20 protein-coding genes, 1 tRNA gene and 2 rRNA genes are annotated in these 26,266 nt (G+C 35.3%); 11 read left to right on the top strand and 12 right to left on the bottom strand.

The window, feature by feature from the left end; translation table 11 throughout:
* Window positions 1-69: 69 nt before the first annotated feature.
* From OZP15_RS05640 to OZP15_RS05615, 6 genes are all read right to left on the bottom strand, one after another.
* On the bottom strand, window positions 70-1,233 hold the full coding sequence (locus OZP15_RS05640) for a sigma-54-dependent transcriptional regulator (RefSeq protein ID WP_281337240.1): 1,164 nt from the start codon (window positions 1,231-1,233) through the stop codon (window positions 70-72).
* A gap of 70 nt (window positions 1,234-1,303) precedes the next feature.
* On the bottom strand, window positions 1,304-2,620 hold the full coding sequence (locus tag OZP15_RS05635) for an ABC transporter permease (protein ID WP_281337239.1): 1,317 nt from the start codon (window positions 2,618-2,620) through the stop codon (window positions 1,304-1,306).
* Between the two features lie 87 nt (window positions 2,621-2,707).
* Window positions 2,708-3,628, bottom strand: a complete 921-nt coding sequence (locus OZP15_RS05630) for an ABC transporter ATP-binding protein (protein ID WP_269227491.1) — start codon at window positions 3,626-3,628, stop codon at window positions 2,708-2,710.
* Window positions 3,629-3,785: 157 nt separating this feature from the next.
* A complete protein-coding gene (gene dnaJ / locus OZP15_RS05625) occupies window positions 3,786-4,904 on the bottom strand; it encodes a molecular chaperone DnaJ (protein WP_281337238.1) in 1,119 nt (372 codons plus the stop codon).
* Window positions 4,905-4,914: 10 nt separating this feature from the next.
* Window positions 4,915-5,472, bottom strand: a complete 558-nt coding sequence (locus OZP15_RS05620; RefSeq protein WP_432419385.1) for a nucleotide exchange factor GrpE — start codon at window positions 5,470-5,472, stop codon at window positions 4,915-4,917.
* Between the two features lie 360 nt (window positions 5,473-5,832).
* On the bottom strand, window positions 5,833-6,297 hold the full coding sequence (locus OZP15_RS05615; protein WP_269227490.1) for a DUF4442 domain-containing protein: 465 nt from the start codon (window positions 6,295-6,297) through the stop codon (window positions 5,833-5,835).
* Window positions 6,298-6,531: 234 nt separating this feature from the next.
* Here OZP15_RS05615 and OZP15_RS05610 point away from each other — a divergent pair, with 234 nt between their 5' ends.
* The 5 genes from OZP15_RS05610 (at window position 6,532) to OZP15_RS05590 (ending at window position 10,763) form a co-directional block, all read left to right on the top strand.
* Complete coding sequence (locus OZP15_RS05610; protein WP_269227489.1) at window positions 6,532-6,987, top strand: DUF4870 domain-containing protein; 456 nt, start codon at window positions 6,532-6,534, stop codon at window positions 6,985-6,987.
* Window positions 6,988-7,040: 53 nt separating this feature from the next.
* Complete coding sequence (locus OZP15_RS05605; RefSeq protein WP_269227488.1) at window positions 7,041-7,370, top strand: PadR family transcriptional regulator; 330 nt, start codon at window positions 7,041-7,043, stop codon at window positions 7,368-7,370.
* A gap of 5 nt (window positions 7,371-7,375) precedes the next feature.
* Window positions 7,376-9,088, top strand: a complete 1,713-nt coding sequence (locus tag OZP15_RS05600; protein WP_281337236.1) for a PspC domain-containing protein — start codon at window positions 7,376-7,378, stop codon at window positions 9,086-9,088.
* A 5-nt stretch (window positions 9,089-9,093) separates the two neighbouring features.
* Window positions 9,094-9,837 carry a head GIN domain-containing protein gene (locus tag OZP15_RS05595; RefSeq protein WP_269227487.1) on the top strand — a complete coding sequence of 248 codons (744 nt, stop codon included), beginning with the start codon at window positions 9,094-9,096 and terminating at the stop codon, window positions 9,835-9,837.
* Window positions 9,838-9,926: 89 nt separating this feature from the next.
* Window positions 9,927-10,763, top strand: a complete 837-nt coding sequence (locus OZP15_RS05590) for a GIN domain-containing protein (protein WP_269227486.1) — start codon at window positions 9,927-9,929, stop codon at window positions 10,761-10,763.
* A 62-nt stretch (window positions 10,764-10,825) separates the two neighbouring features.
* On the opposite strand, the gene trxB is transcribed toward OZP15_RS05590, so the two are convergent.
* The gene (gene trxB / locus OZP15_RS05585) at window positions 10,826-11,776 is read right to left on the bottom strand and encodes a thioredoxin-disulfide reductase (RefSeq protein WP_269227485.1); all 951 of its coding nucleotides are present in this window, start codon (window positions 11,774-11,776) and stop codon (window positions 10,826-10,828) included.
* 125 nt (window positions 11,777-11,901) lie between these two features.
* Window positions 11,902-11,979 (bottom strand) — tRNA-Pro (locus OZP15_RS05580).
* A 200-nt stretch (window positions 11,980-12,179) separates the two neighbouring features.
* On the opposite strand from OZP15_RS05580, the gene udk reads away from it, so the two are divergent.
* The 6 genes from udk to OZP15_RS05550 all read left to right on the top strand — a co-directional run bounded on the left by udk (window position 12,180) and on the right by OZP15_RS05550 (window position 17,595).
* Window positions 12,180-12,788, top strand: a complete 609-nt coding sequence (gene udk, locus OZP15_RS05575) for a uridine kinase (RefSeq protein ID WP_269227484.1) — start codon at window positions 12,180-12,182, stop codon at window positions 12,786-12,788.
* A 58-nt stretch (window positions 12,789-12,846) separates the two neighbouring features.
* Window positions 12,847-13,179, top strand: a complete 333-nt coding sequence (locus OZP15_RS05570; RefSeq protein ID WP_269227483.1) for an FtsB family cell division protein — start codon at window positions 12,847-12,849, stop codon at window positions 13,177-13,179.
* A gap of 84 nt (window positions 13,180-13,263) precedes the next feature.
* Window positions 13,264-14,628 carry a methylmalonyl-CoA mutase subunit beta gene (locus OZP15_RS05565; protein WP_281337235.1) on the top strand — a complete coding sequence of 455 codons (1,365 nt, stop codon included), beginning with the start codon at window positions 13,264-13,266 and terminating at the stop codon, window positions 14,626-14,628.
* Window positions 14,625-15,968, top strand: coding sequence for a methylmalonyl-CoA mutase family protein (locus OZP15_RS05560; RefSeq protein ID WP_269227482.1), 1,344 nt, complete (start codon window positions 14,625-14,627; stop codon window positions 15,966-15,968). Before OZP15_RS05565 ends, OZP15_RS05560 begins: the two co-directional genes overlap by 4 nt.
* A gap of 54 nt (window positions 15,969-16,022) precedes the next feature.
* A complete protein-coding gene (locus OZP15_RS05555; RefSeq protein ID WP_281337234.1) occupies window positions 16,023-16,904 on the top strand; it encodes an SDR family oxidoreductase in 882 nt (293 codons plus the stop codon).
* A gap of 31 nt (window positions 16,905-16,935) precedes the next feature.
* Window positions 16,936-17,595, top strand: coding sequence for an endonuclease III domain-containing protein (locus tag OZP15_RS05550; protein WP_281337233.1), 660 nt, complete (start codon window positions 16,936-16,938; stop codon window positions 17,593-17,595).
* Here the strand turns inward: OZP15_RS05550 and OZP15_RS05545 are convergent.
* The 4 genes from OZP15_RS05545 to OZP15_RS05530 all read right to left on the bottom strand — a co-directional run bounded on the left by OZP15_RS05545 (window position 17,573) and on the right by OZP15_RS05530 (window position 26,083).
* Window positions 17,573-20,521 (bottom strand): type III restriction-modification system endonuclease, encoded by a 2,949-nt coding sequence (locus OZP15_RS05545; RefSeq protein WP_281337232.1) that lies wholly within the window; start codon window positions 20,519-20,521, stop codon window positions 17,573-17,575. The genes OZP15_RS05550 and OZP15_RS05545 overlap by 23 nt on opposite strands.
* A gap of 2 nt (window positions 20,522-20,523) precedes the next feature.
* Entirely contained in the window at window positions 20,524-22,566 is a 2,043-nt protein-coding gene (locus tag OZP15_RS05540; protein ID WP_269227478.1) for a site-specific DNA-methyltransferase, read from the bottom strand.
* Window positions 22,567-22,939: 373 nt separating this feature from the next.
* A 5S ribosomal RNA gene (rrf, locus tag OZP15_RS05535) occupies window positions 22,940-23,049 on the bottom strand.
* 149 nt (window positions 23,050-23,198) lie between these two features.
* A 23S ribosomal RNA gene (locus OZP15_RS05530) occupies window positions 23,199-26,083 on the bottom strand.
* Window positions 26,084-26,266 lie beyond the last annotated feature (183 nt).

Here is a 26,266-nt window from a genome sequence, read left to right as displayed (position 1 = left end):
TTTAAAGTTGTAGGTTGTAGGTTATAAGTTATAGGTTTGAGAAACTTACAACTTATAACCTACAACAGTTTATTTACTAGCAAACAGTTGTACATCGGTTTCTGAAATTTCGTTTCCGCCCAAGATAATCAAGCGTTCTACAACATTTCGTAATTCACGAATATTTCCTGTCCAGTCGTATTCTTGTAATAATTTCACGGCTGTTGCCGAAAAATGTTTGACTGCATTTCCTTGTTCAGACGCAATTTTTTCGGTAAAATGAGAAATCAATAACGGAATATCATCTCTTCTATCGTTTAACGACGGAACGCTAATCAAAATAACCGCCAATCGATGATACAAATCCTCACGGAAACGACCTTCGGCAATTTCTTTTTTCAGGTCTTTATTGGTTGCTGCAATCACTCGAACATCAACCTTGATGTCTTTGTCCGCTCCAACACGAGTAATCATATTTTCTTGTAAGGCTCGTAATACTTTGGCTTGAGCCGAAAGACTCATATCGCCAATTTCGTCCAAGAAAATAGTTCCTTTATCAGCCGCTTCAAACTTTCCTGCGCGATCTTTCACCGCCGATGTAAAAGCACCTTTGACGTGACCAAACAATTCGCTTTCTATCAATTCACTTGGAATGGCTGCACAATTCACTTCGATTAACGGAAAACTTGCTCTTTGACTTTTTTCGTGTAATTGATGTGCCACTAATTCTTTTCCAGTTCCGTTGGGTCCTGTGATTAAAACTCTGGCTTCGGTTTCGGCTACTTTTTCAATCATCATTTTAATGCGATTGATGGGTTCGCTTTCGCCAATCATTTCATAGTTCTTACTGACTTTTTTCTTCAAAATTTTATTCTCCACCACGAGTTGTTTTCTGTCCAAAGCGTTTCGAACTGTATTCAACAATCGGTTTAAATCTGGCGGTTTCGAGATGTAATCAAAAGCGCCCAAACGCATAGTTTGAATCGCCGTTTCCATATCGCCGTGACCAGAAATCATGACCATCGGGATTTCGGGTTTTATTTTTTTGACCGCTTCTAGAACCTCAACTCCGTCCATTTTTGGCATTTTGATGTCGCACAAAACGAGGTCGTAGTCGTTGTTTTTTATTTTCTCTAATCCTTGAATTCCGTCTTCGGCATCTTCTACACTATACGTATCACTTTCTTCAGAAAGTATTTTTGTCAATACTCTTCGAATAGCGGCTTCGTCTTCTATGATTAATATTTTACTCATTTTTCGTGATTTTCAAATTTTAAAAGTTCTAAATTCCAACAATTGGAATTTGGAATTTATTTTTTGGAATTTAATACTTTAACCATTTATACATTTCTTTCCAAGTTGGTTTTTTGCCATACATCAATATTCCCACTCGATATATTTTGGACGCAAACCAAACTACTAAAATAAAACTTGCAAAAAGTATGGTAATAGAAATAGCAATTTGCCACCAAGGTACGCCAAACGGAATTCGCATCAGCATCACGATTGGCGAAGTGAGCGGCACCATCGAAAATACGGTAGCAATTGTTCCATGAGGATCGTTTATTACTGTAAAAAAACCGATATAAACTGCCAAAATTAATGGCATAATGATAGGTAAAAGAAACTGTTGAGAATCGGTCTCGCTATCTACGGCAGCTCCGATGGAGGCGTAAAATGAACTGTACAAGAAGAATCCACCGATGAAATAAACTGCAAAACTTAACAGAATAGTGGCTACAGGCAAACTTTGTAATCCTATGATGACGGTTTGGGCATTTAATGCAAATCCTTGAAGAGGAGAATTCATCATTCCAGTCGGGAGTTTTGCTGATGGACTGGCATCAATTCCTAAAAATGCGGATGCTGCAAATAGCAAAGTGAGCCCCAGAATTGCCCAAATGCAGAATTGTAATAATCCCGCCAATGAAGTTCCGATAATTTTCCCCATCATCAACTGGAATGGTTTTACGGATGAAATAATTATTTCGACAATGCGATTGGTTTTTTCTTCTATAACACTTCGCATGACCATATTACCATAAATGATAATAAACATCATAATGAGATAACCAAAAGCACCTCCAATGGCAATTTTCATTTCATTAAGTCCTTTTATACTCTGCTCTCCAGATGCTTTTACCTGACTAATATTCACTTTGGCTTGAGCATTTTGAATCGCCAAAGTATCGAGTTTTGCCTTTTCTAAATTGTCTTTGGTTAATTTTTGAGCAATGATATCTTGTATATTTTCAACAAAAGAAACGCTCGGACTTTCGTTAGAAATGAATTGAATTTTGTTTTCTAACTCCTTATCATTGGCTACTTTAGGAATATAAAGCAAGCCTTCGTAACTTTCTTTAGTGATACTGTCTTTTAAAAACTGAACATCAATCAAAGATAAATCCTGATAGACATATTCACTATTTTTTGAATTCAATGCTTTGAATTCGTTGACAAACAAACCTGTTTCATCATGAATGGCAATCCATTTGGGATCGGATTTCATCGTACTTAAATAGGTTACAAAAACAGCAATTCCGACAAAAAGCAATGGACTCAAAAAAGTCATTACAATGAAGGATTTGTTGCGCACCTTGGAGACAAATTCTCTTTTTATTATTAATGAAATTATACTCATTTTAAAATTTTAGATTGTAGAATTATGATTTTAGATTTTTAGTTACTAGATTTTTCTAATCTACATTCTAAAATCTTAAATCTAAATTTATTGACTTACTGTTTGTATAAAAATATCGTTAACACTCGGAATTTTTTCTACGAAATGTGTCACTTGTCCTCTTTGAACCAAAATATTAAGCAATTCATTTGGAGTTCCATTTCCGAGTTGAATTTCGAGTTTCAGTTCGTTGTTGAGCGATTTGAAATTAGTTTGTCCTGCTTTGAATTTTTGAGTAATATCATACATCAAACCTTCGACATTATCGGATAAAATACCCACTTCAAAACTATTAGTTCTGAATTGGCGTTTTACATCGTCTAATTTGCCCTCAATCAATTTATTCGATTTGTGAATTAAAGCAATATTATCGCATAATTCTTCTACGCTTTCCATTCGGTGTGTAGAGAAAATGATGGTAGAACCTTGTTTTTGTAATTCTAATATTTCGTCTTTGATGACATTGGCATTCACAGGATCAAAACCAGAGAACGGTTCGTCAAAAATCAACAATTTAGGTTTGTGCAACACGCAAACTACAAACTGTACTTTTTGTGCCATTCCTTTAGAAAGTTCTTGAATTTTCTTGTTCCACCAACCCTGAATTCCTAATCTTTCGAACCAATATTCTAGTTGTTTTTTGGCTTCGGCTTTAGAAAGTCCTTTCATTTGAGCCAGATACAAACATTGTTCGCCTACTTTCATCGTTTTATACAAACCACGTTCTTCGGGCAAATAACCAATATGCTGAATGTGCTTTGGACTTAATTTTTCGCCATCAAAAATAATTTCGCCACTATCGGGCATCGTAATTTGATTTATGATTCGGATTAGTGATGTTTTCCCTGCTCCGTTTGGACCAAGAAGTCCGTAAATACTGCCTTGTGGGATGGTTAGTGAAACTTCGTTAAGCGCAACATAATCGCCGTATTTCTTGATTACATTTTTTACTTCAAGTAAGTTGCTCATACTATTTTTTTGATTTATTGCTGCTGTTCAATTTGGTTGAACTTTGGGTTGGTAAAAATAGGTAAATCATGAGAATAAGTCGTTAAATAAAATAAAAAATCCCATCCCTGATTGTCAAGGATGGGATATTTTTTGATAGAGACGCGATACATCGTCTCTACGAAAACATATCTTTTACTTTATCAAAAAAGGATTTTTCTCCTTTTTCTGGATTTGGAGCGAAATTATCATCTTCCAAATTTTTCTCAAAAAATTGTTTTTGCTCTTTGTTTAGTGTTTTTGGTGTCCAAACATTCACATGTACTAATAAATCACCCGTTCCGTAGCTATTAATATTTGGAATTCCTTTGCCTTTCAATCGAAGAATTTTACCTGATTGAATTCCTTCTTCGAGTTTGATTCTTACTTTTCCGTTTACCGCTTCGATATCTTTAGAAATTCCGAGAACAGCTTCGGCAAAACTGATGTATAGATCATAATGTAAATTTTCGCCTTCACGTTTCAGATATTCATGCTCGATTTCTTCGATAGCCACGATTAAATCACCTGGAACGCTATTTCCTGGAGCGTCATTTCCTTTGTTAGACACTTTCAATTGCATCCCATCAACTACTCCCGCAGGAATTTTGATGGTTACGGTTTCGTCTTCTTGAATCATTCCTTGCGAATCGGCTTCGGATGGTTTTTTGTCTAAAATTTGACCAGAACCACCACAAGTCGGACAAGTAGATGCTGATTGCATACGCCCTAAAATAGTATTAGTCACACGCATTACTTGCCCTTGACCATTACAGGTAGAACAAGTTTTATAGAATACGCCAGGTGCTTGAACCTTACGTTTTACTTTTACTTTTTTCTCAACGCCATTGGCAATTTCTTCCAATGTTAACTTTACTTTGATACGCAGGTTACTTCCTTTGGCACGACGAGGACCTCCGCCTCCGCCTCCAAAACCTCCGCCGAAACCACCTCCAAAAATATCACCAAATTGGCTGAATATGTCATCCATATTCATACCGCCATGATGACCTCCGCCACCAAAACCACCATTGCCATCAAATGCTTGATGACCGTATTGATCGTACTTGGCTTTCTTTTGTGGGTCGCTCAAAACTTCATACGCTTCGGCAGCTAGTTTGAAATTTTCTTCGGCTGTTGCATCACCTGGATTTTTGTCAGGGTGAAACTCTAGTGCTTTCTTTCTGTAGGCTTTTTTTATGGCTGCAGCATCAGCACTTTTAGTAATACCTAGTATTTCGTAAAAATCTTTTTTCATTTTTGTCGTTTTATTGTCCGATTACAACTTTAGGAAAACGAATAATCTTATCTCCTAATTTGTATCCTTTTTCGATAACATCAACAATTTTTCCTTTCAAATCAGGCATTGGTATTTGAGTGATTGCCTCGGCAAAATCAGCATCAAAAACGTCTCCTGCTTTTACTTCTACTTCTGACAATCCTTTAGAAACAAGAGTACCTTTCAATTTTTCTTGAATTAATTCAACGCCTTGAATCAAAACATTATCGTCAGTTTTTTTGATTTCTGTCAAAGCTCTGTCAAAATCATCTAAAATTGGTAACAAAGATTGCAATACATCTTGATTGGCAGTTTTGAATAATTCGATGCGCTCTTTGGCAGTTCTTCTCTTGAAATTTTCAAATTCAGCAAATAAGCGCAAAAACTTGTCTTTTTCTGAAGCTAAATCTTGAGACAATTGTTCTTCTCTTGATATTTCTTCTACTCTTTCTTCTATTCCTGCATCTAATGCATCAGCATCAATTTCGTTGTTTTCTATTGGAGCTTGATCCACAATTTCGTCATTTGTAGTATTTTCAGTCGTCATCTTTGTGTTATTTTTAAAAAATTTCTTAAACATCTTTTATATTCTTTTCTCTTTATGGCAAAAGTACTGCCAAAACTTCTAAATTGTCAAATTGTCACGTCTAAAAACCAAAAAAACAATTGAATCTTGAATGAAATAAAAATACATTTTTCCGAAATTCGAAAAAAAATTAATATAATTTTAAGACTATCATGATTTTGTTTATCTATATTTGTAATTGTTATGTTCTAGATTAATTTTTAAAAAATAAATTTAAGGTTAGCTTCTAGGCTTTTAAATAATTATTAATTCACCGACCTTATATTAAAAAAAAAGCTTCGTTTTAAGGAACGAAGCTTTTTTTTATTGTCAAAATTACCTTTACAATCCTTTTGTCTTTATTCTAATACTCCACTCAAAATCCATTTCGGATACTTGTTCGCCATTTTCATTAGTTCCGATAGATTTCATCCAAAACGTTTGTCCTTTACCAGTTTCAATCGCTTTTTGAATAGCTTGATTGACCAATAGCCCGTCATTACAAGCGAATGTAATTCTTCCTGTGGCTTTTTTGGTAAATATACTTTTGTTACTAATTACTAGCATTGAGATAGCTTTTTCACTTTTTTGAATGTGCTTCATTACCAAAGCTCCGGTTGTTAATTCAGCTGCCATAGCTTGTACAGCAAAATACATAGAATTGAACGGATTTTGGTTCATCCAACGGTGTTTGACTGTCACAACACATTTATTTTCGTCAATTTCTTTGACCCTAACCCCACAAATAAAAGCGGATGGTAATTTGAAAAACAAGAATTTATTGAGACTGGATACTGAAATATTCATGGTATATTTTTTTACTCTTTGTAAAAATACTGAAAAAATAACTTTTACATACGATAGCTTGTTGATTTTATCAAAACCTGATTAGCCCTTTAAAACAAAGCTCTTCTGATTGAAAAACAAATCTTTAACCTAAATCATAACTGTTAATATTTTGTTAATATTAAGTACTATGCAATACAAGATACTTTATTTTAGCCATATATTTGCATAAGAAATTACTATACCGTTATAATTATGGAAACTACCAACGAAAAAAATCTAGCCACTTTCATTCATTTAAGTGCCTTGAGTCAATATTTTATCCCTTTTGGGGGTTTTATTTTTCCGATATTAATTTGGACTTCAAAAAAGGATCAATCGGAATTCATTGATTACAATGGCAAACAAGTGATTAACTTTCAGTTGAGTTACTTTTTGTACACATTAATTCTTGCATTGATTGCTATACCGATTTTTATAGCCACCGTTTTAAATACAGTTCCTTTTGAAACACTCATCGATGAATACAATTTTAGAAACCATCATTTCAATATCGAAAATAGCAGTGGTATTTTGATTGTAGCAATAGTAGCAATAGTACTCTTGGCAGCATTGAAAGTAACTGAATTTCTTTTAATTATACATGCTTCAATAAAAACATCAAACGGAGAACGATACCAATATCCATTGACAATTCCATTTCTGAAATAATCATCAATCAAAAAACGAATAGATTAATCCAATCAAAAAAAAAAAAAAAAATCATGAACATTGAAAACACAAAAGCCCAAATGCGCAAAGGTGTTCTTGAGTTTTGCATCTTATCTGTATTAAAAGACAAAGAGGCTTACACTTCGGAAATATTAGACGCCTTGAAAAACGCCAAGTTATTGGTCGTAGAGGGAACGGTTTATCCGCTGCTGACTCGATTGAAAAACGATGGATTACTCAACTACCGTTGGGAAGAATCACTTTCTGGACCTCCAAGAAAATATTATGAACTGACCGAACTTGGACACACTTTTTTAAAAGAATTAAATGGCACCTGGACTGAATTATCCGATGCTGTAAACCTAATTACCAAACAAAAATAAAAGCCATGAACAAAACTGTAAATATAAATCTAGGCGGAATGTTCTTTCACATTGACGAAGACGCATACCAAAAACTGACCCGTTATTTTGATGCCATTAAACGTTCTTTATCGAATTCATCTGGACAAGACGAAATCATCAAAGACATTGAAATGCGTGTTTCAGAATTGCTAACCGAAAAGCAAAAAACAGACAAACATGTTGTTGCTCTGAAAGACGTAGACGAAGTAATTGCTGTAATGGGACAACCCGAAGATTATAGAATTGATGATGAAGAAACTGGAACTGCAACTCCAAATTTAGCAGCATCAAAAGCTAAAAAACTATATAGAGATACCGAAAATGGGATGATTGGAGGAGTATTAGCTGGATTGGGGCATTATTTTGGAATTGACAAAGTTTGGTTTCGTGTACTAATGTTAGCCCTTTTATTTGCTGGTGGCACAGGAGTTCTAGCCTATATTGTACTTTGGATTGTAATGCCAGAAGCAAAAACAACTGCCGAAAAATTAGAAATGACTGGAGAAGCCGTTACTATTTCGAATATTGAAAAAAAAGTTAGAGAAGAATATGATAGCCTTTCTGAAAAATTTAAAAATGCCAATTATGACGAAATGGGCAACCGTATCAAAACAGGAGCCGAAAAAGTAGGTAGTTCGCTTGGCGATTTTATCATCACTATTTTTAAAGCTTTCTCTAAAATTCTTGGTGTAATTTTAATAATCACTGGATTATCTACATTAGTTGTTTTATTTGTTGGGATTTTTGCTTTGGGCACCACTTCGTTCATAGAATTTCCGTGGAGTGTTTTTATTGAATCAGGAAATTTTACCGAATATCCAGTTTGGGCTTTTGGAGTTATTATGTTTTTTGCAGTAGGAATTCCTTTCTTTTTCTTAACCTTATTGGGTTTCAAACTGTTGTCTCCCAACCTAAAATCCATTGGAAACATTGCCAAATATACCCTATTAGCCATTTGGATTATATCGGTTACATTAGCCATCAGCATTGGAGCAAAACAACTTTCCGCTTATGCTGTTGACGGACGAGTAGTTCAAAGAGAATCTATTAACCTAAAACCAACCGATACTCTTTTGCTAAAATTCAAGCACAATGATACTTTTGCTAAAAACATTGATGATCGCAACGATTTTAAAATCACACTGGATTCTGCTGGCAACAAAGTCATTTATTCGAACGATGTTAATTTTAGAATAGCGCAATCAGATGACAAATTGGCTTACATTCAAATTGAGAGAGAAGCCCGAGGTGCTACTTTATTCGAAGCTAAAAAAAGAGCAGAAAAAATAAAATACGGATACAAATTCATTGGAAATCAACTAATTTTGGATAACTATCTTTTAACTGAATTAAAAGAGAAATTCCGCGATCAGGAAATAGACATTACATTATTCTTGCCTATAGGAACCTTATTAAAAATGGATAAATCTATGGCTAATTACGATGATACCGATGGAGATTACTTTTTGTGGGATGCTGATTTTAGTGATGGCGTTTATCAAGTAGAAAACGATATGATAAGATGCCAAAACTGTTCTCAAGAAAGTATAATCTACAACAACAATCAAGAACAAAAAGACAGTATTGTTACCACAACGGTTACCGTAAACGGCGAAGTGATTACGAAAACCACCAACAAAACTACTGGCAAAAAAGGATTATCAGTAAACAAAGACGGAATTATAACCAAAAACTAATTCGTATGATAAAGCTCATCACCTTACTAATCAAATTTATTGTTGCTACCATAATAGCATTGTTATTCTCCTCTTGCGTACATACTTCTATGAATTTTAGTGACGGAATAAAAGGAAGTGGCAACATGACAACCGAAACTAGAAATGTGAGCCAAGACTTTACTAAAATTGAAGTAAGCAATGGAATTGAGGTAAATATTGAACAATCCAACCACAAATCGATAACAGTTGAAACGGATGATAATTTACAAAAACACATCATTACCAAAGTAGAAAATGGTATTTTGAAAATTGAAGCCGACGAAAGCTACAACACTGACGAAACACCTGTAGTGAATGTAAAACTACCAGTAATTAATGGTTTGGAAACCAACGGTGGTTCGGAAATAACCAGTCAAGATGTATTGATAACCGAAAATATTATTGTAAAAGCCAGTAGTGGAAGCGAAATTAATATCGAAGTGGAAGCCGATGCTATCAAAATAGAATCTGAAAGCGGAAGCCATATTGAAGCCAGCGGAAAAGCCTTAAAACTAGATACCTATTCGGCCAGCGGAAGCAGTATTGATGCCGAAAATTTAATGACAAACGAGATTGTAGCTCAATCTGAAAGTGGAAGTAGTATTTCTATTTATCCTATTCTAAAATTAGAAGCAAACGCATCAAGCGGAAGTAGTATCAGTTACCACAAAAATCCAAAAACACTTTCGAAAGAAGAAAATTCAGGAGGAAGTGTCAGCGAAGAATAAGAATTCCCATTCTACCAAAATTTAGATCAATCATCCATCAAAAGTGGATGATTTTTTTATATTTGTAAAAACACTCAACTACTCTCAAAATGAAAAAGAACTACATGATATTGCTATTACTTTTGGTTTCTACCCTAGCATCAGCTCAAAAAAGTGAAAAAATAAAAGGATCTAAAACAGTTACTATTGAATCTAAAACAATAGATAATTTTGAGGCAATAGAAGTAAGCGACAATATTGAAGTATATCTGGACAGAGGAGAAAAATGCGAATTAAAAATTGAAGCCGACGACAACCTTCACGATGTGATTGCTATTGATGTAACTGCCAAAACACTTCGGATTAACACCACAAAAGAAATCACCAATTTCAAGAAAATCATCGTTCGAGTTACCTATACCAAAGAATTAAAAAAGATTACAGCAAAGAACAACACTACAATAAATGCCATACAAGAAATTCAATTAAATGAAATTGCATTTGAATCTTTTGATAAAGCCAAACTTTTTTTGAATGTAAATTCCAAAAATTTCAACCTAAAATCAGAAGATAATTCCAAAATAGAACTCAACCTGAAATCAGAAAATACTACTATCCAATTGAGCAAAAATGCTGCATTAAAAGCCTTAATTACTTCAGCCGATTTAAAATGTGATTTGTATCAAAAAGCAAAAGCATCTATCGAAGGAGATGTGTCTAATAGCACCATTCGATTAGACAACAACAGTGTTTTAACTGCCGATAAACTTATCATTAAAAACGCCCAATTAACAACCGAAAGCTATTCAGATTGCAGTATCAACGTTAGTGAAAATCTTATTCTTGACGCTTCTGGAAACTCCGAAATTAGACTCTATGGCGATCAAAAAATAGAAATGAAACGATTTGTAGATAACACTTCATTGAGCAAAAAGCCAACGAAGTAATTCCAAAAAAAAAGTCTCAATCCTAACAATTGAGACTTTTTTTATGCTATATTCAAAAATGATTAAGCTTCTAAAGCAGCCAAATATCTTTCGGCATCCAACGCAGCCATACAACCTGTTCCAGCAGCAGTTATCGCCTGACGATACACATGATCTGCAGCATCACCAGCCACAAAAACGCCCGCAACATTGGTTTTTGAAGTCCCTGGAGTATTCACAATATACCCTGTTTCATCCAAAGTTAGATAGTCTGCAAAAATATCTGTATTCGGTTTGTGACCAATAGCAGCAAAGAAACCAGTCGCTGGAATATCAAATATATCGCCAGTAGTTTTATTTTTAGCTTTTACACCCGTAACCACATTTCCGTCTCCTAAAATTTCAACCGTATCATGGTTCATCAAAATGGAGATATTCTCGGTTTTACGAACGCGTTCTTCCATGATTTTCGAAGCTCTAAATTTATCGCTACGCACTAGCATCGTTACTTTTGAACATAATTTAGACAAATAATGTGCCTCTTCACAAGCAGAATCCCCTGCTCCAACGATTACTACTTCTTGGTTTCTATAGAAAAATCCATCACAAACAGCACAAGCAGAAACGCCTCCACCCATTTTTAAATAATGTTGTTCTGATTCTAATCCTAAATATTTAGCAGAAGCTCCAGTTGAAATAATTACCGTTTCGCAATGCAATTCGATTGTATCGTTGATCCAAACTTTATGAACTCCACTGCTAAAATCTACTTTGGTTGCCCATCCGTCACGGATATCAGCACCAAAACGTTGCGCTTGAGCCTGCAATTGTATCATCATTTCTGGACCTGTAACGCCATCCACATAACCTGGAAAATTTTCCACTTCGTTAGTAGTAGTCAATTGACCTCCTGGTTGCATTCCTTGGTATAAAACGGGGTTCATGTTCGCTCTAGCCGCATAAATTGCTGCCGTATAACCCGCAGGACCTGAACCTATAATAAGACATTTTATTTTTTCGATTGTAGTTGACATAGTATATTTGATTTTTTTAACAGCACAAAAATAAGTTATAAATGCTGGATAATATAAACGAAATTATCATTTTTTGTTATGCTATAATAAAAAAATCCCTTCTGCAAAGACAGAAAGGATTCAATTGGTCGGGGTGGCAGGATTCGAACCTGCGGCCTCCTGCTCCCAAAGCAGGCGCGATAACCGAGCTACGCTACACCCCGAAAGCGGGTGCAAATATAGAAATAATTTTTGCTTATCCAAAACTATTTACCAAATAAGGAATAAAATAATTTTGACCTTAAAAATAGTATAAAAACGAAGAAAATTTTGCTACAAATTTAGTCAAGGATATGAAGAATAATTCCTGAATCTAAACCAATAAATCCCTATTTTTGTTGCTCAAAACAAAACATCGCTTTTTATGTTAGTAATAGGAATTGCAGGAGGAACTGGCTCTGGAAAAACAACCGTAGTACATCAAATAATGAATGAACTACCCGATACGGAAGTAGGAATCATTGCCCAAGATTCGTATTACAAAGCCTCTACTTTAGAAAGTTATGAAGAACGATGTAAGACCAATTTTGATCATCCAAGATCGATCGATTTTGAATTATTAGTTGCGCATCTTAAAGAACTTAAAGCCGGAAATACCATCCATCAACCCGTTTATTCTTTTGCAACCCATAATAGAACTGATGATACCATTGTGACACATCCTCGAAAAGTAATGATTGTGGAAGGGATTTTAATTCTTTCGAATCCAGAACTTCGTGACTTGTTTGATATAAAAATATTTGTTCACGCCGATTCTGACGAGCGATTAATCCGAAGATTAAAACGAGATATTGCCGAGCGAGGCCGTGATATGGAAGAAGTACTAAACCGTTATCAAACGACTCTAAAACCCATGCACCAGCAGTTTATAGAATCTACAAAAGCATTTGCAGATATCATTATTCCCAACGACAAATACAATACAGTAGCCATTGACGTAGTTCGTGCGGTAATAAACCAACGCATTCTATAATTTTATTGTATTTTTATCAGCTATTTTTTAGCTAGTAGAGTAAAACAAAGTATTTCAAATGACAAATCAATTTAAAGACAAAGCTTGGTTCAAATTTTTAAGCAACAAATACGTTTGGGTTTTGTTGTTTTTTGCCAGTTGGATGATTTTTTTAGACAACTATTCCTATTTCGATCATAAAGTTTTAGACAATCAAATCGATGAACTCGAAGACAATAAAGAATACTACCAACAAGAAATCAAAAAAGACGAAAAAAGCATCAAACAGCTCAAAAATCCTGGACAAATAGAAAAATACGCCCGAGAAAAATACTATATGAAAAAAGATAGTGAAGACATCTACATCATAGAATTTGAAGGCGATACTATTGAAAAAGATATTAAAAGATAATCTTTTTAAGTATCTCAAAATAGTTTCTCAATCTAAAATTTGCGCCTTTCTGTCCTAGCGGTAAAACAATCCTGAACCCAAAAAATGAAAAATCTATTCAACGATTTCGATCCTGTGTCTTCCAAACAATGGAAACAAAAAATCCAGTTCGAACTCAATGGAGCCGATTACAACCAAACCTTAATTTGGAATTCTCCCGAAGATATTCAGGTAAAACCATTTTACCATCGAGATGAATTCAAAGGAATTTTTTCTGTTGAAACTAAAGCCAGTGAATTCAAAATTTGCCAAAATATATTTGTTCAAAATGTAGAAAAATCGAATCTCCGTGCTATCGAAACTATCAATCTTGGTTCAGAAAGCATTCGTTTCACGATAAAAGATGAAAAGATTGACATCTCGAAACTACTTGAAAATATAGCATTCGAAAAAGTAACAATCTATTTCAACTTATCTTTCTTATCTATTGATTTTATTAAAAAAACGGAAGCATTTGCCCAAAAAAACAATGCTAAAATATACTGCAATCTAGACCCAATTGGTCAATTAGCCAAAGATGGAAATTGGTTTACTACACAAGAAAAAACAAATTTCGACAGCTTAAATTTACTTTCAACAACAGCAGTTTCACTAATTAGCATTAATGGAGGTTTGTATCAAAATGCGGGTGCCAATATAGTACAACAAATCGCCTATAGTTTGGCTCATGCCAATGAATATTTCAACCAAATTACGACTATAAACCAACCAATTGTTTTTGAAATTTCGGTAGGGTCGAATTACTTTTTTGAAATTGCCAAACTCCGAGCTTTACGATTGCTTTTTCATCTCATTGCTAAAGAATACAATCATAATCTAGACTGTCATTTGCTAGTTTCACCCACTAAACGGAACAAAACAATTTATGATTCGAGTCTAAATATAGCAAGAGCCACAACTGAATGTATGAGTGCCATTTTAGGTGGCGCCAATGCTATTGCCAACTTGCCGCATGACGCCTTATTTCGCAAAAACAATGAAATCAGCAATCAACTAGCCCGAAATCAATTGCTTATTCTAAAGAAGGAAAGCTACTTTGACAAAGTAAATAATCCAGCTGACGGGAGTTACTACATCGAAACTTTAACACATCAATTAGCTGAAAAAGCACTAATAGTATTCAAAGATATAGAAGTCAATGGCGGTTTTTTAAAACAACTCAACGAAGGAATTATCAGAAGAAAAATTCAAGAAAGTGCCGATAAAGAGCAAAAAATATTCGATTCTAGGAAAGAAATTATCGTTGGAGGGAACAAGCATTTGAACAGAAATGACCGAATGAAAAATGAATTAGAATTGTATCCTTTTGCAAAAACAAACTCTAGAAAAACATTAATTAGCCCCATAATCGAAAAACGATTAGCCGAAAAAATAGAACAAGATCGTCTTTCTCTAGAACAAGAATCATGAGGAAAAATTTCCAACATATCCAAATTGAAAAATCCAAAGTTAAAAGTGATGTAATAAAAACAAATCATTATCTTACTGCTGAAGGAATCCAACTAAAATCTAACTATTCCGAAGTGGATATTGAAGGTTTGGAACATTTAGATTTTGGAGCTGGTTTTGCACCCAATTTACGAGGAATTCACAGCACGATGTATATTCAACAAGCTTGGGAAATTCATAAAAAAACAGATTTCACCATTGATACTGTCGAAGATATGAAAGAATGGATTAACCAACCTTCTACTAATGAAATTTCAGTTTTACAGGCTACATCTAATACTATTTTGCCCATTATGGCTTTTTATTGCGTAGCTGCCGAAGAACTAAATTTAAACCCAGAACAGCTTTCTAGAATTATTCAAAATGAGATTTCAACAACACTAAAAATTCCTCAATCCTACCAAAATTCGTTACGAATTTGCACCGATATTTTAGAATATAACCATACAAACAAATCCAAATTGAATCCAATTTTAATTTCAGGATGTACGCTTGAAAAAGCTGGAACAACTGTTGATAAACAATTGGCTTATACTTTGATTTACGGTTTGGAAATTATCAAAACTGGATTGACCAAAGGAATGAAAATTGACGATTTAGCTTCTCAACTTTCTTTTTCTTTTAATGTTGGCATGAATCATTTCACGGAAATTGCCAAAATGCGAGCCGCAAGAATGATTTGGGCAAAACTTATACAATCATTTGAACCAAAAGAAACTAAATCGCTTGATTTGCGAATTCACAGTCAAACTGTCATTGCCAATTTTAGTTCACCAACTCCTTTGGATAATTTGACTCGAATGACTATTGAAGCTATTGCAGCAGTCTTGGGAGGAACTGAATCCTTGATGACCAATTCTATTGATGACGAAAATTTACCTAAAAAACATTCCGACAGAATAGCTAAAAATACACAGCTCATTTTGCAAAATGAAACAAAAACCAACAAAACTGTCGATCCATGGGCTGGAAGTTTTTATATCGAAAGTTTGACTAATGAAATTGTCCAAAAAACTTGGGAAATTATAGAAGCGATTGAAAATATTGGAGGAATGACCCAAGCTATAGCCTCTGGATTTGTAAAAATAAACGACAAGAAAGAAGCTAAAGAATTTCGAGCAATCAACGACCAAAAATTAGAACCAATTCATCCAAATCGAGATACTCACAAAGTACAATTAGCACTTGACACATTGGCTAATGCTACAAAAACAGGAAAAGGAAATATATTAGAAATAACCATACAAGCAACCAAAAATGGTGCTACTTTTGACGAAATAGTAAATAATTCAATCAATTAGAACAAAACCCCATTCTATTTTGCTTATATTTACTTATACCTAAAAAACAAAACTATGGATTTCTCGGCAAAAATGCTTCGTGATGATGCTTTAAGTGATAAGGTAATTGTAGTGACCGGTGGCGGAAGCGGATTAGGAAAAGCTATGACTCGCTATTTTATGGAATTGGGAGCCAAAGTAGCCATCAGTTCACGTGATTTAGAAAAACTTCAAAACACTGCCAAGGAATTAGAAACAGAAACAGGAGGAATATGCCTCGCCGTTCAATGTGACGTTCGTCATTACGATCAAGTCGAGACGATGCTTCAAGAAGTTTTAAAAGTCTATGGAAAAGTAGATGTATTACTCAATAATGCAGCGGGAAATTTTATTTCACCCACAGAAAGGTTATCTGCCAATGCCTTTGATACCGTAATTGACATCGTTTTGAAAGGAACAAAAAACTGTACGTTGGCTTTCGGAAAACATTGGATAGAAAGCAAACAAACCACTTCGACTGTATTGAATATCGTGACCACTTATGCTTTTACAGGTTCTGCTTATGTAGTTCCAAGTGCTACTGCCAAAGCAGGAGTTTTGGCAATGACCCGAAGTCTTGCCGTAGAATGGGCCAAATACGGAATTCGTACCAATGCTATAGCTCCAGGACCTTTCCCTACCAAAGGCGCTTGGGACCGATTATTACCTGGCGACTTGGCAGAAAAATTTGACATGTCGAAAAAAGTACCTTTACAACGAGTAGGCGATCACCAAGAATTAGCCAATCTAGCCGCTTATTTGGTTTCTGATTTTTCGGGCTATATCAATGGAGAAGTTATTGTTATTGATGGTGGCGAATGGTTGAAAGGCGCAGGACAATTTAATATTCTGGAAGCCATTCCCGAAGAACTTTGGGATCAGTTGGAAGCCATGATTAAAGCCAAAAAGAATCAGTAATAATCAATAGCATTTCACTACGATTTTAATTATGAATCTATTTGATGAAACGAATGAATGGGTCGAAAAATTAGAGCCAATTCTAACCCAATACAAAGGGCAAAAACATCCGTTGCAGTATCATAATTTGTATCAATTAATGGTAATGGTTGTATTGTCAGCCCAAGATTCGGACGCCAATATCAACAGCATTGCTCCCACTTTATTTGCTGCTTTCCCCAATATGGAAAGTCTTGCTGTTGCCAATTTCAATTCTTTAGTTTCTTATATTATTGAAGTCAAAAATTTTGAAACCAAAGCCAATTGGTTACTCGAAATTGCAAAAATCCTCCAAAAAGACGAAAATATTCCACTCAAGATGAATGGTTTACTTACTCTAAAAGGAATCGGACGAAAATCCGCTAATGTGATTATGCGAGAATCAGGAATTCCCGCCGAAGGAATCATTGCCGACTTACACGTCATCAGAGTAGCACCCAGAATTGGATTAATCCCCGAATCCAAAGATGGCATCAAAGTTGAAAAACAATTGATGCAAGTATTACCAAAAGCCATTTGGGGAGAAATTGGAATGGCGATTTCTTTTTTAGGAAGGGAGATTTGTCGACCAGTTCCGAAATGTGGGGAGTGTTTGATTTGTGGTGATTGTGGGTATTATAAAAATATCTTTAAATCAGAACATCCTCAATAATTTGCTTCATTTTAGTATTACTTATCTGCTCATGAAAAGCTACAGAATAACCATCAATCGTTAATTGTTTAAAGAATTCTTTAGCACAATTAATTTTTGCCGTTTCAATTTTTCTTAAATCAGATTCATTTTTAACGTCTTTTGTTTCAACAATAATATTTAGAATTTTATTTCCGCCTGCTTTTTTTACTACGTACATAAAATCTGGACTGTAGGATTGACCAGTAATTGTTGGAATAGAAATACTTCGTCTTGGGATTTTTCCATAAACAACTACCTCTTGCACCTGTTCTAAAATATTATCTTTTTCTAATGGAGAATCATAAGCATAAGTATCATACAAATATTTCTCCACAGGATTTCCTTCAATAAATTTTGTCCCAATTACTCCTTGTGTTATTTCTGAACGTGGAGTTCCATTTGCAAAAGTTAAAGCGGTTGAATTCAATTTGATTTTCGTTTTACCATAAGAAAATCGACCTTCAAGATTGTTTGTTTTCCAATCACTGAATTTAGAAACAAAATTGGCTACGCTAAATTCATTTATTCTATCTTCATCAATTTTGTTAGTTTTTGAATATTCGATTAGAGCTTGATTTAGCAATTGAATTGGAATATTAGTTTGCTTATTTATTTTTTTCAAAAATTCTCCATAGCCTACTCTTTTAATGATTTTATATTGAATGCCACTACTATCATTCAATAGCATTATTCCATCCGAAGTATTTAAAACTTCTCTTTTACTCGAAATAATTACATCTACAAAAACATCGTTTTTAAAAACGGAAACTAATTCATTTTTTAAATAATTATCGCTTTCTATTTTTTCATAGAACAACAAATATTTTTGATTAATGGCTTCCCAAAGTGTTTTTATTTCGTTGTATTGTGCAGGACGAATTTTTACTTTTCGTTCTTTAACTTTATTTCTATCTGTAATTTTATTGTTGTTCAATCCTGTGACAAAATCAGGGTATTCTTCAAAAAATTGTATTACTTTTTCTAAATTAATATTTCTGTCCATATCAATATAATCATTGACAAGTAACTTCTTAAACAAATCGTTTTTAGTTGTATCTAATTTTGTTGCAACTTCAATAATTTTCTCTTCAGAAAGCACAAAACCTTTTGGCAATTCATCATTAATTTCATTCACTAATTTTTCTGCAAAATCGGCTTCGGTAAAATCTATAATATAATTGAGTTTAAAATCTTCGTTAGATATTCTATTACCATTTTCATCTACAGGCAAACGCAAACCTCTCCCAACTTCTTGAATTTTACTATTTTCACTTCCGCTCGAACGCAATTTTGTAATCGTAAACACATTCGGATTATCCCAACCTTCTTTCAAAGTCCATTTAGAAAATAAAAAACGCCTTGTATTCAGTTTTCCATCATCTAGTTTTATGGAAAGTAATTTCTTTTTATCAAATAAAATTTCATTGATTTGATTGGCTATTTCTTCGTCAGAATTAGTATTGTCTTGCGAAAAATAACCTGCATGACAAGCCGAAATATCTAATTTGGATGCTTTTAAATAATCAATATAATCGCTATCATTTTCTATAGAAAGTGTTGGTAAAACTTCGTTTATCTTTTCTAATAATAGCTTTTCAAAAGTGTTTTTTAGATAGGTTTCTTTTTCACTTTTATCATATTTTCGATAGGAATGAATATCATCAATAAAGAAAAGTGCTAGTGTTTTTATCTTAAACTTTCTATCAAAATTAATTTTCTCGGTTTCAAAATGCCTATCAATTGCCAATTTTAACATTTGCTCTTGATAAGAAGAAGAGTAAATATCATTAACAAACTCTTCGCCTTGGAACTTGGTCTGACCATTTGATAATTCTATATAATTGGAACCGATTGCCTCGATAACAATTCCTTCTAATTCTGTTGAAATTAAAGACAGACTATCGCCTTTCTTTAATTCAAAAGATTTGGTTGCATTTCCCTTTTGAATGTAATTCAGCTTAACTGCTGTTTTGCTTTGAACCGACATAATTTTCACCTTATCGTCTTTGTTCGATAGAGGTTCAAAATGTTCTTTCGTAATTCCTTTTATCAAATTTTGATTGAAAGCATCACAAGCCGTTAAGTTGTACAATAAATTATGATAATCTTTGAATGTTTTTTTTGCTTTTGTTATTGTTGGAAACGTCGCTCCAAACCTAATAATACATTGTGGTTGAATATCATTGGTAATAAACTCGAATGTCTTTTGTTCTTTTGAAAAACGATGTGGTTCATCAATAATCAAGAAAGGTTTTGTTGCTTTTAAAGCATCAACCGGACGATGAAATCCTTCTGGACCATAATCATAATCATCCCGATTCAACATCGCATCTTTTCTGTTGCTAAACAACGCCATATTGGTTAATAAAACATAAATTTTATTGGCATTTTGACTCGAACCCGAAACAAATTCTCGAACGGTACTCGGAAAAAATTTTTTACCTTTTTTAGTTTTACCTGCTTCTAAAACCTGTAATTCTATTTCAGTGCCATAACCGCAAACGTCCTTAAAATGTTTTTTGGTGTAACTGTCTTGAATGAATTGTTTGGTTCCTGCTTTGATAGCAAGCGTGGGCACAACAATTATAAATTTATTAATCTTAAATTTTTTATGAAGCTCAAAAATAGTAGCGGTTTGAACGTATGTTTTTCCTGTACCCGTTTCCATTTTTATATCCAAATTCAAATAGTTTTGAATACCATTCAAATTCACATATTCTGCATCAACTGTATTAACTTTTTGAATAGCTTTGATTCGTTCCAGCAATAGCTCTTTATCCAAATCCAAAATAGGATTGGAGTAATACATATTGTTTTTCACAAAACTACTACCCCCGAAAATAGTACTAATAGCATCAACTGCTTTTTCTTGATGCGGTAAACCATTTTTTAAAATTAATTCCATAGTTAGTACCTTACATCAATATTGATTTTCAAATTCTTTTCGCTATCATTCAGAATTCTCAAATTCTTTTCTAACATTTCAGTAACTGACCATTCGTTAAAACTATAACCAAACAGCACAATGTTTTCTGGATTAAAACCGACTATTGTATCGTATTTTTCAAATAGTACAACCATCGCTTCCTGAGTAAAATTGGGATTTATCAAATACAAATGTTTCTTGTAATAATAAGCCGTGTAGCCATTTAATTCTATGGTTTCAACATTTGCATTCAACCCGTAACCGTCATTGTTGAGCCAAGTAGTCAATACAGTTTCTGTACCAAAATCATCTAAAATAGTAGCATCGCCAAGCAGACTTACTTTGCTAAAACTTTCTAGTTTATCTAAAGTATTTTGATTGGGTTCGTTGAGGATGAAATGTTTGAAACCGAAATCAATTTCTGCTTCTGTTTCTACTTTAATTTTTTTAGATGCTCTAATAATTCTTTCAACACCAACGTAATCTAATGTCGTTGGTCTATTATTGGATTTTAAGAAATCGAAAGCGTTTTTTTGTATTAAACTAGAAACATCTAACTTTTCAGGCAATTGAATGGAGATAAATTTTCTGCTACCGCTGTCAAAAGAGTTCAATCTTACTACTGCATTTGCTAATGATGCAGAACCTGAAAAGAAATCTAGAAACAATGAATCCTTATTACCCCCAATTGTAATTAAATCTTCTATTAAATCGATTGGCTTTGGGTTACTAAAAGCTTTTATTCCTAATAATTCCTTAACTTGATTAGTCCCATTACCACTACTATATTCTGGTTTGTAAAAAATTGTTTTAGGTTTTTTTGTTAATAATTCCCCCAAACTAGGTCTTTGTTTTGTGTTCAAACTAAAGCCGTTTTTTGTTTTTGTGACAATTAAATCGTTTAAATGGGTGTTTATTTTGCCATCAAAACCCCATGTCCATCTACATTTTTCATCACTATTATTAATAGGTAAGATTATCTCATAACCCAATAATTCATATTTATTTTTTAGCTCTTCAACATATTCATCATCAAATATTTTCTCTTCGTTATCATAAATTCTCTCAAATTCCTCTTTTGAAATTAAAGACAAATTATTTTCTTTTAGTAGAAATGGAAAATAAGAAAATGGTCTGCTTTCTCTATATTTATCATCCGAAGTAGCTAATATACTTCTTCCTTTTTTGAAGAATCCAATCTCATCTTCTTCCCAAGAATCTACTTCTTCTTCATTAATATTTAATTCATATAATTGAGCATTAGTTTTATTTTTTGAATAAACGATTGTATATTCATGAGTTCCAGAAAATCCAAATTCATCATTATTACCTTTTAAGTTCATTATTGTTGGTAAATTACCTAGAAAATTTTCCTCCCCAAAAATATCATCACACAACAATTTCAAATTGGCTTGTTCGTTATCATCAATCGAGATGAAAATTACGCCATCATCTTTTAATAAATCTTTTGCCAATTGCAAACGTGCATACATAAACATGAGCCAAGCCGAGTGCGATGCAGAATCTCTTTTGGTTAAATCTAAAATTCTTTTGGCTTGGGTTTCGTCAACGCTTAATTTGTCTTGCAATTCATCAACAGTAAAATTGAAATTGTCTTTATACACAAATCCATCACTACCCGTATTATATGGCGGGTCTATATAAATACATTTTACACTTTTAGAATAAGATTTCAATAAATGCTTCAATCCATCAAGATTATCACCACTAATGTAAATGTTCTCGCTGTTCTTGTTTTCGGGTAAATTATTGTGGTCTGTATTGGGTGTAATTACCGTTGTAGTGTCCAATGAAGCTAAAAGTTTAGCATAACTTTTACCAAGAAACTTAAGTTCATATCCTTCGTGAACAACATCTACTTTGTCTTTTAGTTCTTCCTTAAATCGTTCTATATCAAAACTGCCATCTTTTTTAAAACAAGACGAAAAATGTTCTTTTAAGATGGAAATTTCTTTGGTATTTATAGCTGTATTCTCGTTATTGAGTATAGTGTCTTTTATCATGCGAAAATTATATTTTGTATTGCTACAAAATACAACGTGGGCTAAATTCCCACGTGTTTGCTTTCTTCGGCTCCGCAAAAAGCCTTGTAGCACAAACAAAGAGAACCGCCCACGCATAGCGCAGACGTTTCAGCTTTGAGTTCCCAGTGCTACATTTTTCAAATTTTGCGGATTTAAGAAAGCAGGGAAATCTTTAGCGAAACGCTATATTTTATATATCTTTTAGTTTATATCTATAATTTTATTTTTATTGGATAGCAAATATAGTTTATTAATTTTTATTGAAATAAGAGATTTAGAATTGATTCCAAAAAAATTCAAATATTCCCCAAAACAAAAAACCCTGTTTCTAAACGAAACAGGGTTTTCAAAAGAAAGGCGACGACATACTCTCCCACATAACTGCAGTACCATCTGCGCAGGCGGGCTTAACTACTCTGTTCGGGATGGGAAGAGGTGAGCCCCGCCGCAATAACCACCTTAAGAGGTTATAATTGCTTTGGGCAATTATTTGCAATTAAAAATTTCGAATTAAAAATTAAAAATTGCAATAATATCTTAACATACTGAGATAAAGAATATAAAAAGTATTAGAAAGTTTCTCCCCGAGCCTTGCGGCTCGGGAAAAGGGTGTACATAAGCTTACGGATTATTAGTACTACTCGACTATGACATTACTGCCTTTACATCTATAGCCTATCAACGTGGTCATCTCCCACGATCCTTAAAAGAAATCTCATCTTGTGGTGGGTTTCGCGCTTATATGCTTTCAGCGCTTATCCCTTCCCAACGTAGCTACTCTGCGATGCTCCTGGCGGAACAACAGATACACTAGAGGTTAGTCCAATTCGGTCCTCTCGTACTAGAATCAGATCCACTCAAATTTCTTGCGCCCACAGTAGATAGAGACCGAACTGTCTCACGACGTTCTGAACCCAGCTCGCGTGCCACTTTAATGGGCGAACAGCCCAACCCTTGGGACCTTCTCCAGCCCCAGGATGTGACGAGCCGACATCGAGGTGCCAAACCCCCCCGTCGATATGAGCTCTTGGGGGAGATCAGCCTGTTATCCCCGGCGTACCTTTTATCCTTTGAGCGATGGCCCTTCCATGCGGAACCACCGGATCACTATGCTCTACTTTCGTACCTGATCGACCTGTATGTCTCTCAGTCAAGCTCCCTTATGCCATTGCACTCTACGCACGGTTACCAAGCGTACTGAGGGAACCTTTAGAAGCCTCCGTTACTCTTTTGGAGGCGACCACCCCAGTCAAACTACCCACCAAGCAATGTCCCCCACAATATGGGGTTAGGCCTCAGATAAACAAAGGGTTGTATTTCAACAATGACTCCACAACGCCTGGCGACGCCACTTCACAGTCTCCAACCTATCCTACACATCATTTATCCAAGGTCAATACTAAGCTATAGTAAAGGTGCACAGGGTCTTTTCGTCCCACTGCGGGTAAACGGCATCTTCACCGTTACTACAATTTCACCGAGCTCATGGCTGAGACAGTGTCCAGATCGTTACACCATTCGTGCAGGTCGGAACTTACCCGACAAGGAATTTCGCTACCTTAGGACCGTTATAGTTACGGCCGCCGTTTACTGGGGCTTCAATTCAATGCTTCTCCGAAGATAACATCTCCTCTTAACCTTCCAGCACCGGGCAGGTGTCAGGCCCTATACTTCATCTTACGATTTTGCAGAGCCCTGTGTTTTTGATAAACAGTCGCCTGGACCTCTTCACTGCGGCCCCGATTGCTCGGGGCGACCCTTCTCCCGAAGTTACGGGTCTATTTTGCCTAATTCCTTAGCCATGAATCTCTCGAGCACCTTAGGATTCTCTCCTCGACTACCTGTGTCGGTTTGCGGTACGGGTACTAATTACCTGAAGTTTAGAGGTTTTTCTTGGAAGCCCTTAGGCGCACTATCACTTCAACCGAAGTCTCCGTGTACTATCGTATTTCCCCAAAATCTGTGGATTTGCCTGCAGATCTTATAGGTAGGTACTTCAACGAACTATTCCGTCAGTTCGCGGCGCTTTCATCACTCCGTCACCCCATCACAGTAATTAGTAGTACGGGAATATTAACCCGTGGTCCATCGACTGTCCCTTTCGGGTTCGCCTTAGGTCCCGACTAACCCACAGCTGATTAGCATAGCTGTGGAAACCTTAGTCTTTCGGTGTGCGGGTTTCTCGCCCGCATTATCGTTACTTATGCCTACATTTTCTTTTCTAACCAGTCCAGCATGCTTTACAACACACCTTCTACCCTGTTAGAATGCTCCCCTACCACTTTGTAAATAAATACAAAATCCATAGCTTCGGTAATATGTTTATGCCCGATTATTATCCATGCTCGTCCGCTCGACTAGTGAGCTGTTACGCACTCTTTAAATGAATGGCTGCTTCCAAGCCAACATCCTAGCTGTCCATGCAGACAAACCGCGTTCTTTCAACTTAACATATATTTGGGGACCTTAGCTGATGGTCTGGGTTCTTTCCCTCTCGGACTTGGACCTTAGCACCCAAGCCCTCACTGCTGGTAAACATTATATAGCATTCGGAGTTTGTCAGGAATTGGTAGGCGGTGAAGCCCCCGCATCCAATCAGTAGCTCTACCTCTATATAACTTATAACCAACGCTGCACCTAAATGCATTTCGGGGAGTACGAGCTATTTCCGAGTTTGATTGGCCTTTCACCCCTACCCACAGGTCATCCGAAGACTTTTCAACGTCAACCGGTTCGGACCTCCACTGTGTGTTACCACAGCTTCATCCTGCCCATGGGTAGATCACACGGTTTCGCGTCTAACACTACTGACTAAAGCGCCCTATTCAGACTCGCTTTCGCTACGGATCCGTGGCTTAACCACTTATCCTTGCCAGCAACGTTAACTCGTAGGCTCATTATGCAAAAGGCACGCCGTCACCCCACGAAAGGGCTCCGACCGCTTGTAAGCGTATGGTTTCAGGATCTATTTCACTCCGTTATTCACGGTTCTTTTCACCTTTCCCTCACGGTACTGGTTCACTATCGGTCTCTCAGGAGTATTTAGCCTTAGCGGATGGTCCCGCCAAATTCAGACAGGGTTTCACGTGCCCCGCCCTACTCAGGATACCACTATCTATTATACTTGTTACCCATACGAGGCTATCACTCTCTTTGGCGCTACTTTCCAGTAGCTTCTGGTTCCTTGTACATAAAATGTCGTGGTCCTACAACCCCAACATTGCCGTAACAACATTGGTTTGGGCTAATCCGCGTTCGCTCGCCACTACTTACGGAATCACTTTTGTTTTCTTCTCCTCCGCCTACTTAGATGTTTCAGTTCAGCGGGTTCGCCCACCTATCGGTGTACTATGTCTTCAACATAGTGGGTTGCCCCATTCAGGTATTTACGGATCATACGATGTGTGCTCGTCCCCGTAACTTTTCGCAGCTTATCACGCCTTTCATCGCCTCTGAGAGCCAAGGCATCCCCCATACGCCCTTATTTTGCTTATTGTACCAATCGTAAAATCAATTACGACCGTTTTTTTTGTCTTTTACTATTTGCATAGCAAAAAACGCTTTCTACTTTTTATTATTTCTTATCTCAATATGTCAATGAACTTTAAAATAAGTGTTCAGTGTTCAATTTTGAGTATCCAGTTAAACTGAATACTAATCACTGCAATCTGATCACTCT

Origin of the sequence: Flavobacterium eburneipallidum (assembly GCF_027111355.2) — a bacterium.
Classification (GTDB): domain Bacteria; phylum Bacteroidota; class Bacteroidia; order Flavobacteriales; family Flavobacteriaceae; genus Flavobacterium; species Flavobacterium eburneipallidum.
The sequence above is the reverse complement of the archived record's forward strand: the minus strand, read 5'-3'. Positions and strand labels throughout refer to the sequence as shown.